Annotated in this window: 16 protein-coding genes; 11 read left to right on the top strand and 5 right to left on the bottom strand. The window is 49.3% G+C overall.

What is annotated here, in order from left to right:
- The first annotated feature begins 20 nt into the window (after positions 1-20).
- Together TJ79_RS17690 and TJ79_RS17685 are read left to right on the top strand one after the other, a co-directional pair.
- Entirely contained in the window at positions 21-527 is a 507-nt protein-coding gene (locus TJ79_RS17690) for a hypothetical protein (RefSeq protein ID WP_040951680.1), read from the top strand.
- 114 nt (positions 528-641) lie between these two features.
- Complete coding sequence (locus TJ79_RS17685) at positions 642-1,442, top strand: class I SAM-dependent methyltransferase (protein WP_040951679.1); 801 nt, start codon at positions 642-644, stop codon at positions 1,440-1,442.
- 72 nt (positions 1,443-1,514) lie between these two features.
- On the opposite strand, the gene TJ79_RS17680 is transcribed toward TJ79_RS17685, so the two are convergent.
- The 4 genes from TJ79_RS17680 to TJ79_RS17665 form a co-directional block, all read right to left on the bottom strand.
- Entirely contained in the window at positions 1,515-2,849 is a 1,335-nt protein-coding gene (locus tag TJ79_RS17680; RefSeq protein ID WP_040951678.1) for an IS3 family transposase, read from the bottom strand.
- A 148-nt stretch (positions 2,850-2,997) separates the two neighbouring features.
- Entirely contained in the window at positions 2,998-4,203 is a 1,206-nt protein-coding gene (locus TJ79_RS17675; protein WP_040951677.1) for an ROK family protein, read from the bottom strand.
- A 28-nt stretch (positions 4,204-4,231) separates the two neighbouring features.
- Positions 4,232-4,783, bottom strand: a complete 552-nt coding sequence (locus tag TJ79_RS17670) for a chromate transporter (protein WP_337588955.1) — start codon at positions 4,781-4,783, stop codon at positions 4,232-4,234.
- Between the two features lie 9 nt (positions 4,784-4,792).
- Complete coding sequence (locus TJ79_RS17665; protein WP_040951675.1) at positions 4,793-5,431, bottom strand: chromate transporter; 639 nt, start codon at positions 5,429-5,431, stop codon at positions 4,793-4,795.
- A 339-nt stretch (positions 5,432-5,770) separates the two neighbouring features.
- On the opposite strand from TJ79_RS17665, the gene TJ79_RS17660 reads away from it, so the two are divergent.
- From TJ79_RS17660 to TJ79_RS17620, 9 genes are all read left to right on the top strand, one after another.
- Positions 5,771-6,667 carry a GNAT family N-acetyltransferase gene (locus TJ79_RS17660; RefSeq protein ID WP_040951674.1) on the top strand — a complete coding sequence of 299 codons (897 nt, stop codon included), beginning with the start codon at positions 5,771-5,773 and terminating at the stop codon, positions 6,665-6,667.
- Positions 6,668-6,823: 156 nt separating this feature from the next.
- The gene (locus tag TJ79_RS17655) at positions 6,824-7,231 is read left to right on the top strand and encodes a GntR family transcriptional regulator (RefSeq protein WP_040951673.1); all 408 of its coding nucleotides are present in this window, start codon (positions 6,824-6,826) and stop codon (positions 7,229-7,231) included.
- Positions 7,228-7,941: an ABC transporter ATP-binding protein gene (locus TJ79_RS17650; protein WP_040951672.1), complete on the top strand. Its 714-nt coding sequence runs from the start codon at positions 7,228-7,230 to the stop codon at positions 7,939-7,941. Before TJ79_RS17655 ends, TJ79_RS17650 begins: the two co-directional genes overlap by 4 nt.
- A complete protein-coding gene (locus TJ79_RS17645; RefSeq protein WP_040951671.1) occupies positions 7,938-8,708 on the top strand; it encodes an ABC transporter permease in 771 nt (256 codons plus the stop codon). The genes TJ79_RS17650 and TJ79_RS17645 overlap by 4 nt, the downstream gene beginning before the upstream one ends.
- A 74-nt stretch (positions 8,709-8,782) precedes the next feature.
- Positions 8,783-9,694, top strand: coding sequence for an ABC transporter ATP-binding protein (locus TJ79_RS17640; protein WP_040951691.1), 912 nt, complete (start codon positions 8,783-8,785; stop codon positions 9,692-9,694).
- 19 nt (positions 9,695-9,713) lie between these two features.
- On the top strand, positions 9,714-10,853 hold the full coding sequence (locus tag TJ79_RS17635) for an ABC transporter permease (RefSeq protein ID WP_040951670.1): 1,140 nt from the start codon (positions 9,714-9,716) through the stop codon (positions 10,851-10,853).
- Between the two features lie 731 nt (positions 10,854-11,584).
- Positions 11,585-12,298, top strand: a complete 714-nt coding sequence (locus TJ79_RS17630; protein WP_040951669.1) for an ABC transporter ATP-binding protein — start codon at positions 11,585-11,587, stop codon at positions 12,296-12,298.
- Positions 12,295-14,700, top strand: coding sequence for a COG1361 S-layer family protein (locus tag TJ79_RS17625; RefSeq protein WP_040951668.1), 2,406 nt, complete (start codon positions 12,295-12,297; stop codon positions 14,698-14,700). The genes TJ79_RS17630 and TJ79_RS17625 overlap by 4 nt, the downstream gene beginning before the upstream one ends.
- A complete protein-coding gene (locus TJ79_RS17620) occupies positions 14,693-16,051 on the top strand; it encodes an ABC transporter permease (RefSeq protein WP_040951667.1) in 1,359 nt (452 codons plus the stop codon). Before TJ79_RS17625 ends, TJ79_RS17620 begins: the two co-directional genes overlap by 8 nt.
- 115 nt (positions 16,052-16,166) lie before the next feature.
- Here the strand turns inward: TJ79_RS17620 and TJ79_RS17615 are convergent, their stop codons facing one another.
- The gene (locus tag TJ79_RS17615) at positions 16,167-16,535 is read right to left on the bottom strand and encodes a hypothetical protein (protein WP_081756978.1); all 369 of its coding nucleotides are present in this window, start codon (positions 16,533-16,535) and stop codon (positions 16,167-16,169) included.
- Between the last annotated feature and the right edge of the window lie 17 nt (positions 16,536-16,552).

The following is a 16,552-nucleotide window of genomic DNA, read 5'->3' as shown; positions in this document are numbered from 1 at the left end:
GAGAAGGAGGGATGCGGTGGATGAAGTGGGCGATATTTCTCCTGTTCAGCTCTGCGGTTTGTCTTACTTTGTGGTTGTGGCAAACGGACAATCATCTCTCGGAAACCGGATACTTGCGTTTGAAAAATGCTCTCGACATGGCAACCCATGACGCATCTCTCCAACTGAACAAAGAAGTGTTGGAAAATGAAGGGGGGATCGCATTTTCCGATGTCGCTTGGGAAGCTTTCAACGAGAGCTTGCAGCGGAATCTGCGGCTGGACGCATCCGGCCATCCCTTGCATCCCGGTTTGTTTCGTTCCTCTGATGCGTTGGAAGTCCTGCTCTTTGACAAAGTGGAAAAAGGCTGTCCGGACAGTCCCGCGGGTTTTCCCTGCACCTATGTCAATCACACTTACGGATATGTCGATATGTTGGAGGGGCCGGGAATCGTCGCGATCATCCGCATGCACCATCCCCGTCCATTCGCATTCTCGCCGGATACTTCCTATATCGTGGGCAGTTCTCATGAATATAAGGGACCGTAGGATTTTCTGAACCTGCAACAGACCTTTCTGCCGAAAAGAGCTGGGAGGTTTGTTTCGTTCTGAAGTATACTTGAAGTAATTCAAGCAGCTTCATATGAAAATGGAGGTTCCCCGATGAAAAATCGCGCAGAACTTAATGCAGAACGGTTTCGCGGATTTGCGGATATCTATGAAAACGCACGTCCGCAAATGCCACAGTACCCGATCGAGGTAATCCGCAACTATTTGGAGGCAGAACCTGAAGTGGTTGTTGATCTTGGCTGCGGAACAGGGCTGTCAACGCTTGTTTGGGAGGGGCATTGCAGCCGCGTGATCGGTGTGGATCCTAGCATCGATATGCTGGACGTGGCGCTTCGAAAGAAAACGGACACCGTCTCGTTTATCCGGGCATTTTCCCATGAGACGGGATTGCCGGATCATATCGCCGATGCGGTGGTATGCTCCCAGTCATTTCATTGGATGGAACCTAACCAAACCTTGCATGAAATCAACCGGATTTTGAAAAACGGCGGAGTTTTCGCCACTGTGGATGCGGATTGGCCGCCGGTTTATCATTGGCGGGTAGAGAAATCGTACCAGCAATTATTTCAGAAGGTTGAGCATATCGAAGAAGAGAACCCGGAACTTAAAGAGCAATACGTGAAATGGGACAAGAACAATCACTTGCAAAACATCCACAACAGCGGGTATTTCCAATATAGCCGGGAGATCGTCTTTTCGAACCGAGAGAAGTGCGATGCAAACCGGTTGGTTAACTTGGCCATGAGCCAAGGGGGGATGCAGAGCGTTTTAAGGCGGCTTCCGGAACGGATTGCGTCCGACGTCGATGCCTTCAAGGAGCTCGTGATCCAGACATTTGGCCATCAGACCTTTGACATCGATTTCTGCTACCGGATGCGTGTTGGTGTGAAGTAGGCGTTTGCCGATAAAAAAAGGGTCTCCCGCATTAAACTGGACCCTGCGTCAAGGACACTTCGAAAAAAAGAGTTAAGCAGCAACAGACAAAAGATGATTCCTGTACTGAACAGGGGTCATCTTTTTTAATCCCCATTGGTATCTGTGGTTGTTGTAGTAATGGATGTAGCGATCTATCTCTTGTTTAAGTTCTTCGAATGTGGTGCAGTTTCGACTAACAACATGGTCCTTCATATGACCGAAGAAAGATTCTTGTGGGGCATTGTCCCAGCAGTTTCCTCGTCTAGACATGGATTGACCAAGTCCCTTTTCCTTCAGAAGTTCTTGGTATTTGGGGCTTGTATAATGGCCTCCCTGATCCGAATGGATAAAGGCATCTTTATGTAACTTTAACCGACGCTGCTTCATGAGTTGGTTAATGGTATCTGTTGCTAATGGCAGAGTAATGCGATTAGAGAGGTTGTAGGCGAGTAGTTCCCCTGTAGAACCATCTAATATGGTGGATAAGTAGCCCATCTCCGAGCGTCGTCCAAACGGAAGGTAAGTGATGTCGGTGAGCAGCACAAGACCCGGAATCCCCTTCTTGAAATCCCGCTGCAGCTTATTAGGTACAACCCGATGTTCTTGAGTAGCCTTTGCCATTCGTCTGTAAGGATTGGGCTTACGATGAGGACAAACTAGATTCAGACGCCGCATATGTCTGCGGATCCGTTTGCGATTGTAGATGACTTTAAACTCATTTTCTAAGACCATCTTTATCGAGCGGGAGCCCTTCTTAAAGCCTCTTCTACGGAACGCCCTTTTGATTAACTCTCCAGCCTCTGCATCACGCCGAGCTCTTTCTTTACGGGCTTCTGTGGCCTTTAGATAGCTGTAATACCCCGAATGTGAGACATTAAGCAGCTCACATAAGTAACGCGTCATGCGCTTAAATCCTTCATTTACAGCATCCTCAATTAACTCAAATAGCTTATTCTTGCTTGGGTTTTCTCCCTTTGCTACCAGCAACCTTTCTTTCGTATCTGCTTTTTTTAGCAATTCAAGTTGGGACTCCAGAAGCTTAATTCGCGCCTCTTGCTTGGTAATGATCTCTTCTTGTGTCATCTCTCGTCTAAGCGGGCGCCCTGAGGATTCTTTACGAGAATCCGACAGGGCAATAATACCATTTCGCTCATAGGCCTTCTTCCAGCGCCCCGCACATTGTTCTAAGCGCTTCTTTCCTAAAATCTCTATATTGAACCCGTGAGATTCAAATATCTCCCTAGGTGACTTGCCCGCTAGATAAAGGTCAATGAACAACCGTTTAAATTCATCTGAATAGGTTATAGCTTTGTCGCTTACGTTCTTGACGTACTTGTTCTTAGAGAGAAGTTCCTGATCTGCCTTAGAGAATAGTTTCTTGCTCATTATGCCCTCCTTAGATGCCATTACAAGTATACAAAAAGGACTCCATAGCCTAAACACTTTTTTCAAAGTGTCCAGTCCATGGGGTCCAGTTTACATGCGGGAGACCCTTTTTGTGCTTCATATCCAGGACGTTGTCCAGTCTTATGGATTATTCCGTCAGCTTGCTGAGCACCAGTGCCGCTGCGCCGGTAGAGACAGCGGCGTCGCCCAGCTGCCCTTTGGTGAAGCGGACGTTGTAGTATTGGCGGTAATAGGTTTTCTCCAGAGCAATCCGCGTCGTTTCCTCAAAGAAAAAGTCGTTGGAAGAGAACAGAGGCCCGCCGAGGATAACTTCTTCGGGATGAAGAATGTTGATCAGGTTAGCGAGGCCGATGCCGAAATAGGCGGCCGCCTGGCGGAATAGCTCGATGATGACGGGATCGCCGGCTTGAAGTGCGGCAATCAGATGAGCAAACTGCAGCTCATCAGGATTGTTCGCCCACTGACTAAGGGCGACCGTTCTTCCTTGCTTCCAACTAGCCACCGCTTGCGTGATCAGGTTCTGGATGGAAACATAGGATTCCCATGCGCCGTAATTACCTCCCGGGGTGTCGGAAGGAACACCGGCACTTTCGATGATCATCTGACCGACGGCACCTTCGGTATCCATGACGCCATAAAAGATTCGGCCTTCATTCATGATGGCGGAGCGCATGCCGATGCCTGCATGCAAATACAGCAGTTGATGCTGTTGCCGGTTGTCGCTGAGCCAATATTCTCCGAGCAGACCGGTATTGGCTCCGTTATCCAAATAAACCGGCAGACCGAGCAGCTGCTCCAGCCGCTCTTTTATCGGAACCTGGGTCCAGCCCTCCGCGGGAAAGTGGGTAGGATTCAGGATGATCCCCAGCTTGCGGTCGAGCGGTCCCACTGCGCCGATTCCAATTCCGAGCACCCGTTCTTTTTCGATGTTGTTTGTTTTAAGCAGCGTCGGTACATGTTCGGTTATCAATTGAATCAGGCGATCGGGGGTCAGGGAAGCGTTCATCTTCCACGAGACGGAACCGAGGGAATGCAAATGCAAATCGAACAGGACAAGCCTGGAATGAGTACGAGAGATTTCAACGCCGAAGAGATAGGCATAGGTAGGGTTGGTTTCATAGAGAACAGGCCGTCGCCCACCCGTCGATTCGCCTAAGCCAACCTCCAGGATCAGGCTTTGTGCCCGCAGTTCTTCGAGAATCCGGGTCAATGTGCTTGCGGTCAAACCGCTTTCCTCCAGAAGGACCAGCTTGGATACCGTGCCGTGTCTGCGAATGGAAAGATAGATTTCTTTGGCTTTAGCGCTTTGAATATGATCGCTTCCAGATATCAACCGGTATCGCTCCTTTTACGCCGCAGGATCAAGTAAAGACGGCAATGCCGACTAACCCCGATATTACAATGACATAAAAAGGATGGGTGCGCAACTTTAAAAGAGCGTATAGCGATCCGGCAAAGATCAGCCATAGCATAACGGAAGAATAAAGATCGCTTGCCGCCATCATCCCGCTAGCCAAAGCGAACTTGATTGCTCCGAAAAAAATGACGCCGGTTACGATGGGACGGAGTCCGTAGAAAGCCGCCCGCACGGTTTTATACTTGTAAACTTTATAAAAGAAGGCTGCTGCCAGAATGACGAGTATGAGAGAAGGCAAAATGATTCCGATGGCTGAGATAATGGCGCCGGGTAGACCCGCCGTTTGATAACCTACGAAAATAGCTGTATTGGTGGCGATTGGGCCGGGAGACATGCCGGCTACGGCGGTGGCGTTTAAATAGGCTTGGGGGGTCATCCAGTGATGCTTCTCCACCTGGGCGCCGATTACGGGGATCATCGCGTAGCCCCCGCCAAAGGAAACAAAACCGATGACCATGAATGTAGTAAACAATTGCCATACGATCAACGGGCTCATCTCCTGCTGCTAAATGCCGTCTCCGATAAAATAATCTTTGTAGACGAAATGCTCATGATCGTCTTCTTTATTCAGGCGCACCGCTAGACCTAACAATTCCTTTGCCTTTACCTGCAAAATGCCGACGGCGATGCCGCTGAGCATGACGAAAACCGGATTCATTCCGGTGACTACCATTAATAAAGTTGTTGCCAAAACGGTGCAAAGAGTCGTCTTGTCGAAGATAGCGGACCTAGCTATTTTTAGTCCTGCATAGACGATGAGGGCTACGATGGACGCTTTAATCGCCTTGAACGCAGCCGCCGCTTTCGGGCTATCTTGAATATGCAGAAAAACGGCGCAAAGTCCGATGACGATAAGAAAAGTCGGCAGCAGCATACCCAGCATGGCCGCGATGGCGCCGGGGATGCGGGCGATTTTATAACCGATAAAAGTGGCGGAATTGATGGCGATGGCGCCAGGGATCGATTGGCTCACAGCCAAGACATCCGCGGTTTCTTGTTCTTCGAGCCATTTGCGCTTTTCGACCACTTCCTGCTCGATGGCGGGAATGACCGCATAACCGCCTCCGAAAGTGACGGGAGCGATTTTTAGGAAGCTCAAGAATACTTCACCCAAAAGCTTCCAGCTTACTTTTTGATCCGGCATGGTCAGGCCTCTTCTCAAAAATTAATAGAGTAAGTATAGCATAGATAATATCATATTGGTTTAAAGTTATTGTGAACACCCTCTATTAGCTGATATTTACGCGCTAATTCAGAGTAATCCCATTAACTTTATTTTATTTTGGTGTTTACTCCAATTTGACAGGGAGAATATTGCCTCTAGAGGAGTATGTATGGGGAATGAACGCGGAAACGTTGGCATCAGTGGAAAAAGTACAAAACCTGCTGCTTCGCGAGAATGTTTTTTTATAGAAGAAGTTTATATATTCCTGTTCTATCGGTTTTTTCTATAATGGAACCAAAATGGAAGGGGCGGATGGGAATGGCAGTTATCTTTAGGACATACAGCGGAAAAGCCGGGTTTACGGAAGATTATTTTCGGGTGTTTGACTTTCTCAACAAGTTGAACCGAGATGGGGTCGTAAATAATAACTTTTTGTGGGGACGTTGGGAATGGATGATCTCCCATTACCTTTTGGACAGGAAGAACTTGCACCGGATCGGGCTGTGGATGAATGAAGATGAAATTGTCGCTCTTGCTACCTATGAAGAAACCGTCGGGCATGCCTGGCTGATCTTCGAACCCCGATACCGCCATTTGAGCGATGAAATGTTGGCATATGCCATGGATCATTTGCGAAAAGACGGCAAGCTTAGCATCATCCTTAACGATGCCGATGGTGAATTTCAGGATGCGGCCGCTAAAATGGGCTTCCGTCCAACCCAAAACCGGGAAGAAACCGCTATTATCCCGATTCGCGAAGAGACAATCGGCTATCATCTGCCGGAAGGATTCCGCATCGTTTGCCTTGACGAGGATTACGATTTGGCGAAATACAACCGAGTTATGTGGCGAGGCTTCAATCATGAAGGCCCGGCACCTGAGACGGAAGAAAAGCTGGCCAGCAGGAAACAGGAGCTTTCCGGGCCTCATGTGGATCTGCGCTTGAAAGTTGCTGTAGCCGCTCCTAATGGTGAGTTTGTCGCTTATTGCGGCATGTGGCATGTCCCCGGCAACGATTATGCGCTTGTGGAACCGGTGGCTACCGATCCGGATTACCGGATGATGGGCCTCGGCAAAGCAGCTGTACTTGAGGGTATCAAACGTTGCGGAGAACGGGGAGCAAAGTGGGCGTATGTCGGCTCGTCTCAACAGTTCTATTACAATATCGGCTTCCGCCCCTGCTCGACGTATACGTGGTGGAACCTGCGCGATTGATCGTTCAATGAGCTTCACGACCTTATACCATAAGGGCAAAGGCAGCCTTCGGGCTGCTTTTGTATTTTTTTGGATTCTACTATTGCATTAAGTGTATTAAGTGATATAATACACCTATAGCACGACACGCAGGTCTTGGAAGCAAGGAGGACAGATATGGAAAAAGAGCAGGTTGGCACCATACGTTTCCAAATCGATTTTAGTCAACCGCTGTATGAGCAAGTGCTGGATCAGGTGCGAAGCTCCATTGCGAAAGGAGAGATTGGCTTGGGTGAGAAGATGCCTTCCGTACGGGAGTTGGCTCAGGATTTGAAAATGAATCCCAACACCGTGATGCGCGCGTATCAGGAATTGGAACGGGACGGACTGACGGAGAAGCGCCGAGGTCAAGGGACATACGTAACTTCCTCGCCCGAGCGGGTGCACATCTTCCGCAGAGATCTGGCTGCGCAATATATTAACGCTTTTGTCGCTCAGATGGAAAGTTTGGGCTTGACAGAAGATGATGTTCAGGAATACATCCACCAACGATTCATAGCGGGAAAAGGAGAACATGAGAAATGACTCGACCTCTAATCGAATGTGAGCGAATCGCGAAGCAGTATGGAAGAACGGTTGCACTGGATAACTTTTCAGTCTCCATTCCGGAAGGTAAAATCGTCGGTATCCTGGGTCCTAACGGTTGCGGGAAATCCAGTTTCTTTCGGATGGTGACGGGACTTACCAAGCCGGATTCGGGACGGGTTCAAGTACTTGGCCGGGAACCGGGATGGCAGACGAATAAAGAGATCGCTTATTTGCCGGACCGGGCACATTGGTATCCAAGCTATACAGTCAATCAATTGATCAACTGGGGAAAAACATTTCTTCCGGCCTTTGATCCGGCGAGAGCGGAACGGCTTGCCGAATTCATGGAAGTCGACTTGGAAGCGAAGATCGGTGGCATGAGCCGGGGGCAGGAAGCTCGGGTGCTGCTCATCCTTTGTTTAGCCCGTGATGTGCCGCTCATTATTCTCGACGAACCTTTTGCCGGTATCGACGTTATTTCAAGAGAATCGATCGTCGCGGCCATCATCGATATGATCGAAGAACGGCAGCAATCGATTTTAATCAGCACCCATGATATTCAGGAAGTGGAAGGGCTTTTCGATTACATCGTGATGCTGGACCATGGAAAAGTGATCTGGTCGGGAGAATCAGAGGATTTGCGAGCGGAGCATGGTTCCTTGCACCAAGTATTTCGATCCATCTACAAGAAGGAGTGGAAGGCATGATCGCAAGCCCTATTTTCTGGAAGTTGGTTCTTCATGAACTCAGAGCCAAAGGAAACTGGCGCAAACAAAAACGGGTGCCCGTCCATAAAGGATGGTGGTATGCATACTTCCTCTTTGTAGTTGCTGTTATCGTTGGTGTGGTGACCTATTTCGCCATCCAAAAGAAGATTAACCAAGAGGATACCCTGAATTTTATCTTTGGCGTCAGCTTCAGCCTCCCCTATATGGTCTTCGTTTTCGGAAACCGCAGCATAGGAAAGGAATGGGATAATGACACCAATGGATGGTGGCTAACCTTGCCTTATCCCCGCATATGGCTGATATCCGCCAAATTCGTAACGCTATTGATTCAACTGGTGGGTGTTGTCTTGGTCATTATGGCATTTGCTATCCTTTACGGTACCCTTATAGCACAGATGCTGTATGGGATGTCGTTTTCCGATCTCATGAACACCATGCAAGCCGGGCTTAAATGGATGGTCATGCTTGTCGGTTTTTCACCCCTCATTCTTGCAGTCAGCCTGTTTACGGCAAATGCCCGTTACTCATCGCTTCGACCGGCAACGGCAATGCTCTGGGTTATCTCGATGACGAGCATTTCCTTCCTGTACCAAGGGAGTGCCTCTAACATATTTACGGATAAGCAGTCAGCATTTGTATATACATTGAATTGGAATATGCTTCTTTATATGGCGATCAGTTGGGTGGCAGCCTATTTGATCAATCGAGCAAGCGCGTATGTGCTGGAGAAAAAAGTATCGTTATAGGAGGGATTGGCGTGGAGAAAACGCTGGAAACAAACAAGCCGGATACGGCGGTCATCGCGGGGAAAGAGGAGTGGCTGCTCGAGGTCGGCGGACTCATGAAAAAGTACGGCAAAAAGGATGCCCTTGCGAATGTGACGTTTTCCATCAAAGCAGGATCTACTTTCGGATTCCTCGGTCCCAACGGGGCAGGGAAGTCGACGACGATGAAAATCCTCACCGGCATCGTCAAAGCGGACAGCGGCACCGTCAAGCTGTTTGGAAAAAGCATCGAAGACGATCCGGATGCCATTGCCCGCTATATCGGCTACGTCCCTCAGGACATCACGTTGTACGAAAATTTGTCGGCAACCGATAACCTGCTTTTCTTCGGCGAGGCTTATGGAGTCAGCGGAACCGTTTTGAAAAAACGAGTGGAGGAGCTTCTCGCTCAGGTCGGTCTTTCGGATCGGGCAAAAGACACAGTCAAAACCTACTCCGGCGGGATGAAGCGCAGGGTGAATCTGGCAGCTGCGATGCTGCATAAACCGAAGCTGCTCATTCTTGATGAACCTACGGTGGGGATCGATCCCCAGTCCAGAAACCACATTTTTGAAATGATTCGCGAATTGAACCGGGAAGGCGTCACCATAATCTATTCCACTCACTACATGGAGGAAGTAGAAGCTCTCTGCGACGAAGTGGCAATTATGGACCAAGGGACAGTAAAAGCGAAAGGACCTCTGGGGAGCTTGCTGGAACAATACGGGCGGAAGTCGATCTATTTGGAGGCAGCGGACTTAAAGGAAGCGCCTCATCTGTCGGGTATTGGGGCCGTAACGAAAAAAGGCTCCGGCTGGTTGATTGATGCGGATGATGTGGAGATCGCGATGCAGCGGCTTATGCAACTGGGGGCTCAGATGGGGTGGAACGTGAAGCAGTTAGAAGTGGTCCGGCCGTCCTTGGAGCAGGTGTTCTTGACGGTTACCGGAACGGAACTTAGGGATTAGGATTGGAGGAGCGAGCGAGATGAAAGGAATTTTGTTGAAAGAACTAAAGCTGATCAAAAAGGATCGAAGAAGTTTTATTTTCCTCTTATTGATGCCAATCTTCTTTATCCTTATGTACGGCTCTATCGGTGGGGGCAGCGACAGCTCCAGGATTGCGCTTCATGTCATCGACCAAGACCAAAGCGCCGCCTCCAAAGCGTTCATCCAACAGTTGGACGGAATCATGGACGTCAAGCAGGATGCCGCTTCGAGCCTGGATACACAGGTTTTGAAAATTAAAAAAGGCCAACTCACCGAAGTGCTCGTCGTACCTAAGGGGTTCGGCCAGGACCTTGCAGATGGCAAACAGTCGGAGCTGCCTTTTTACCAGGATGCCTCCGCACAGACGACCATTGCCCCGATACAGGCGATTTTAAACAGCGTAGCAAACGGCTATCGGGAAAAGAAGCTGTCGGATACCTTCACGGCCTTGGGAGAGACCGGCGAACAAGCGCAAGCTGCCTTGGCTTCGCCCATTGCGGTGAAAAATATCCAGACCACCTCGGAACAGTTGAGTTATCTGGATATAATCGTCCCGGGGATGACCGTCATGTTTGTATTCTTCATCATGATTACCATGTCTAAACGGTTTTTTGAGGAAAAGAAGACCGGGCTGCTCTCTCGGATACGCAGCACCCGGATCAAACCGATGGAATATTTGATCGGCATGTGGTTGCCATTCATCTTTACGGTCATCATTCAATGCGCCCTTCTTTTCGGTTTCGGGCATTACGTATACGATTTGAATTTGGGCGATCTCTCCGCCCTTGGCTTGGTCATCGTCGGACTCAGCATCGCGAGTACGGGCATCGGCATGGCGCTTTGCTTCCTGGCGCCGGGAGAAAGTGCGGCAATGGTCATCACCCAGGTCATCACGATGGGGGGCGCGCTTCTGGGCGGACTGTGGATGCCTTCCTATCTGCTGCCGGACATGATGCAGAAGATCGGGAAATTTACGCCGCAATATTGGGCGCAGCATTCGATCCAGGACATTATCGTCCATCATGCCCACATCGCGGATGTTTGGGGTGGGGCGGCGATCCTCGCCACCTTCGGTCTCATCGGTCTGTTCATTGCCTTCCTACGGCTGCCTCGGTTTATGCGGGCTGCGGAGAATTAATAGGTTAGTCGGAAAAACCTCCAGTCGATCTAAGATGGGCTGGAGGTTTTCGTTTACTCGATATCCGCTTAACGCGAAAAGGACCGGAGGCACCTGCCTCCGGTTTTTCTTGTATAAGAAAACCCCAGTTCGACTGGGGGTTCAGGATAGCTTATAGCTATGAGTAGAAAACCCTTTGAACTCGATGATAAGTGAGTGCTGGTTTGCCACCGCGCAGATGAAAACAAGGAGGATAAAGGATGGATAAGAGCAGTCTCCATAGGTTGAACCATTGAAATGAGCAGGAACGCGGAGAGCGAGTGGATGAATACCTGTAAACCTACCGTTATTTCGCTTTCCTTGAAGGGGATTTTTGCAATAACTGCAAACCTACAGGTATTTTGAGCTCAAACTCTTTATTCGTAACCATATGACAAAAATAACTGTGCAATTACAGTAATTTCCTTAAATGAGTTAAATTTGCTGAAAATACCTGCATCTTTGCAGGTGTTCGCTACAACACTGTCCCAAGCCCCACACAGGATCACGCCTACATGTGGATAGGTATCGAGAGTAGAACGAAGTCATTTAATACATCGATTCTCCAAGTTCGGTGCTTGGCGGAGCGGAATGTGAAACAAAGAAAGACTGTGTCTCGTCTTGTTTGTGAGAGCTGTGATTGGCTATAGGGGAGCTGAACGGCTTGCGTGCATTTTGACGAATTGGATCGACAGACAAAGGAGAATGCTGCATTGGAGAGTTCGATTATTGAAGTGGCTAATTTGCGCAAGGTCTATCGAATCGGCAGCGAAAAGGTAATCGCATTGAATTCGATCCATTTGACCATTCAGAAGGGAGAGTTCGTCTGTCTGCTGGGCACTTCGGGTTCCGGCAAGTCTACCTTGCTCAATATGATGGCTGGGCTGGAGAAACCGACCAAGGGAACGGTGAGAATTCTCGGAGAAAGTATCAACGCCATGAGCGAAAAGAAGTTGGCAAAGTTCCGTCAGGATTATTTGGGCTTTATTTTTCAATCGTATAACCTTTTGCCGGCTTTGAACGCATTGGAAAATGTAAGCCTGCCGCTAACCTTCAAGGGCATTTCCAAGCAAGTCCGGGAAAAGCGGGCGGCGAAGCTGCTGGATGCCGTTGGACTCACCTCGCACATCAAGCACAAACCGTCGCAAATGAGCGGCGGCCAGCAGCAGCGGGTCGGCATTGCCCGTGCATTCGCGGCGAATCCGGAGATCATTTTCGCGGATGAGCCGACGGGCAATCTGGATTCCAAAACGACGCAGGAGGTCATGGAGCTTATGACGACGCTGGCGCGCAAACGGAACCAGACCTTGATCATCGTTACCCATGACCGGGAAATTGCAAAATTCGCGGATCGGGTCGTACGCATTTTGGATGGCAACATCGATGGGATTACATTACAGAAAGAAACAATCGGGGTGGTCGAATGAGACGGAAATATGCAGCGGCAATGATGGCATTAATCTTTTTATTGATGTATGCAACAAGCGGGATTTCACATGCAGCCGAGACGACGGATCTGATTAGCGGCAAGAAAATTATCAAAGGCAATACATCCAAAATTGTTGAAAATGATAAATTTACCTTGCGTTTATATTTTTCGAAAGATATTGAAAGCATTAACCTTGAGATAAACGATACAAGCTCATTTTACGGGGAAGATTCCAATATATTTCAATTTAAGAAGGGGACGGGTTCTATAGAGGCCGCTCTTCCGCTTGTTTATTCAGGCTATGGCAACTACCTTTATCTATCCGGCTCTTGGAGCACTGCGACGGAATCGGGACAGTTCAGACAAAATCTTTACATTAGCGAGGCGGTTCCCACAAAATCCGAACCAACGCCAGTTCCGACGATACCCCCTCTGCCGGATACGACCAAATATATCCCGAAGCTTGGCGTTTCAGGAAATACCGCCATTCCAACGGGATTTGCCGGAGATACATTAAACCTTACGCTGCCGATCCGAAACAGCACCGGCAACTCGGCCAGAGATGTATCCATCAGCCTGGAGCCGGAGGACAAGAGCAAGGTTCCTTATGAAACTGCCTTGACCAACGTGGCCCAATCGCTGGATAGCATTGACGGCAAGGTCACGAAAACGGTTGTCTTTCCGCTGAAGATCAAAGCGGACATGCCCTCGGGCATCTATCCGTTAAAAGTCAATTACCAGTTCAACAATAGTTTTGGCGATCCGTTTACATCTTCCGAAGGGATATACATAAAGGTTGAAAATTACAGCACCGCTGCAAGATTGTCTCTGGGTCAGATCTCTACCGATCCTAAGCAAGCGGTGCCTGGCGAAACCATGATTCTGCGTATCTCCCTCGCCAACGCCGGCAGCACAGCGGCCAAGGATGTAAAACTGACATTGACGGGATTAAAATCTGACGGATTTACTTTGAACAGTTCTTCCGATACCAAACGGATCGGGCAGATCAACGGTAATCAATCGGACGAAGAGACGTTCCAACTCTCTGTTTCATCGGCTATTACCGGGGGGAGTCAGCCTCTCGGTGTGAAGTGGGAATACAAGGACAATTCCGGTAACCCCGTTACAGAAGAAAGCCAGATCTTCATTCCGGTGAAAAAAGGCCCGGCCAGCGCGGCAGCGGTTTCTATCGGCAAGATCACCGCCCCTGGTGCCCCGCTTATTCCCAAGTCAAGCTTTACGATCAATTTTGATGTAACCAACGGCGGGAAAGAAGAAGCGAATAATATAAAAGTTACGGTTGCGAGCGACAAGGAGCTGGTTCCGACTTCTCTCAGCAATGTGATGATTCCGGCGCTCGCTCCAGGCAAAAGCCAAAGCCTCAGCTTTGCGATGAAAGTTGCCCCGGATGCCCCCACCAAGAGTTATCCCATCGCCATAACGGTGGAATATGAGGAAATGGAAGCCGGGCAACCGGTCAAAAAAACATTGACCCAATACGTTGGGGTGTATGTGGAAGGTGCCGATAAAGATGAGGACAAGGACAGTAAAACGGTCCCGCGAATCATCGTCAATCAATATAGCATTGACCCGGCCACTGTAATGGCGGGGCAGAATTTCACCTTGAATCTGTCGTTCTTGAATACGAGTCGATTGAAGGATGTTAGCAATCTCAAGCTGTCCGTTGCCTCCGATGATGGAACCTTTACGTTCGACGGCAGTAGCACTTTTTTTGTGGAGGCCATGCCAAGCAAGGGGGCGGTGGAGAAAACTCTTACGCTGCGGCCCAAACCTGATGCAGATGCGAAAATATACAATGTTACGCTGAACTTTGAATATGAAGACGCCAAAGGCAACCCGTATACGTCGAAAGAGACGGTTAGTATTCCCGTACAACAGAATAACCGCCTGGTTGCAGGGGAAGTCAATGTGCTTTCCGAAGCATTTACCGGTCAACCGATTCCTATTTCTCTGGAATTTTACAATATGGGGAAATCCATTTTGTACAACTTGATGGTGTCGACGGAGGGCAACTTTACAAGCGCCAATAACAGCTACTATGTCGGCAATTTTGCTTCCGGCCGCAGCGACTCTTTTGAAAGTTCTCTTATTCCCAATGAGGCGGGGGAATTAAAGGGCACGATGATTTTTACATATGAAGATTCTGCGGGGAAAAGCAGCGAGTACCGCAAGGAATTCTCGATTATGGTCAATGATATGCCCCCTGCGGAGCCGGTACCGGGGGGAGATCAGCCTATGAATCCGGCTGAGCCGGGCAAAAACAAGTGGAAAAAGGCTCTATATATCGGTATTCCAGCCCTCGTACTCCTAGGGGGGACGGCAGCCGTCATCATTAAGAAGAAACGCCGTAAAAAGAAGGAAATGGAATTGGATGAATAGCCTTGATCTGATTCAACTGGCGCTGATCAATTTTTTACGCAGCAAGGTACGCTCTTTCCTGACCATTCTGGGGGTTGTAATCGGAACGGCTGCCATCGTCGTCATGCTCTCTCTCGGGATCGGCATGAACGAAAGCTTCAAGCAGCAGGTCAGTCAAATGGGTAGCTTAAACATCATAGATGTCTATGTTAACGGGGATAACGGGAGGGTGTCCTCCGGCGGAGGAGGCACCGCCGTTTTGGACGACAGCGCGGTGCAGGCTTTTTCCAAAATGAAGGGGGTCGATGTTGCGACTCCGGTTGTTCAGACTTCCGCCAAGCTGCAAGCCGGTAAATATCTCACGTATCTAAACCTGATCGGCATGCGGCCGGAAGCGATGGAAAAGCTTGATTTCAAACTGACGGAGGGACGGCTTATCTCGAAAACGGATACCGACTCCTTGCTGTTCGGCTTCTATATCCCTCAGCAGTTTTACAATCCAAAAGCGAAGGGGGGGTACGGCCAAGCCCCACATGTTAACGTGATGACGGAAAAAATGCAGATGACGTTCGATATGAGCTATGGCGATAAAAAGCCGGAATCTCCCGATATGACCGGACAGGAGCAAAACAAAAAACCGGCCAAGCTTTATAAGGTTAAGGCAATCGGCACACTTGCCGAAAGCCAGAGCGAGAAGGATTGGTCGGCTTATATCAACATCGATCAATTGAATAAATGGATACGGGAAAACAGCAAGGTTCAGATGAGCCAAGGGATGGGCACGGGTATGCAAAAGGGCTACCAAAGAGCCATTGTGCGAGTGGCGGATCCCAAGGATGTGGAACCGGTTCGGGAAAAAATCAAAAAAATGGGCTTCGCCACCAGTGCGCTTACCGATGTCTTGAAAGGGATGCAGAACACGTCCAAAACACTCCAGAAGATACTGGGTGGGATCGGAGCGATTTCCCTTCTGGTTGCCGCTCTCGGCATCACGAATACAATGGTCATGTCTATTTATGAACGGACCCGTGAAATCGGAATTATGAAGGTTTTGGGTTGTGAATTGAAAGATATAAGGCGCCTGTTTCTGCTTGAAGCGGGTTTTATCGGATTCCTTGGCGGAGTCGCCGGCGTATTGTTTAGTCTGGTTGCCTCATATATTTTAAACAAATCGGGAAGCAGTCTGACCGGATCCTTTGGCGGTGGAACGGTAAACCCAAATGCTCCGGCGGCGACAAAGATATCTCTTATTCCTTTGTGGCTGATGCTGTCATCCATCGGGTTCGCCACTCTGATAGGACTAGCGTCCGGCTTCTATCCGGCCCGGAGGGCGATGAAGCTGAGCGCACTGGAAGCGATCAAGACAGAGTAGGTACGTTCATCTGGATAACGAAACAAATGGAGTGCTGGAAGTAAAACACGAAAAAGAGCCGGGGAGCCGGCTCTTTCTGTGTCCATCAGAATTTATAAGTTTGTCACTATAAACGTTAATTGCGTTTGTCGTTTGATGGGGAGTGTGCCTCGCGGCCTTCCCGTTCCGACCGTTCCTTGGCATACAAGCCGCCGGGAGCGAAAAACTGATACAGCGTCGTTTCGATGCGGCCGTTGAACAGCTTGCGCTTTTTGCTGGCAGGCTTGCCGTAGTAATGCTCCACCTGCTTGCTCGGAGTGATGATGAAATGGGACCAGGTGGGCAGATAAAGGGCAATGGAACCGAGTTGGCGGATGGCCAATGTAGCTGCGTCGTCGTCTCCCAGACGCTCACCGTAAGGCGGGTTGGTGATGATGTAGCCGTACTCGCCCTGTGGCTTCGCTTTAGCTACCGGCAGCACTTTGAAGTCGATTTCCCCCGCAATCCGGCGCTTTTAAGGGC

Source organism: Gorillibacterium massiliense, from assembly GCF_000455485.1.
Taxonomy (GTDB): Bacteria; Bacillota; Bacilli; order Paenibacillales; family NBRC-103111; genus Gorillibacterium; species Gorillibacterium massiliense.
The sequence above is the reverse complement of the archived record's forward strand: the minus strand, read 5'-3'. Positions and strand labels throughout refer to the sequence as shown.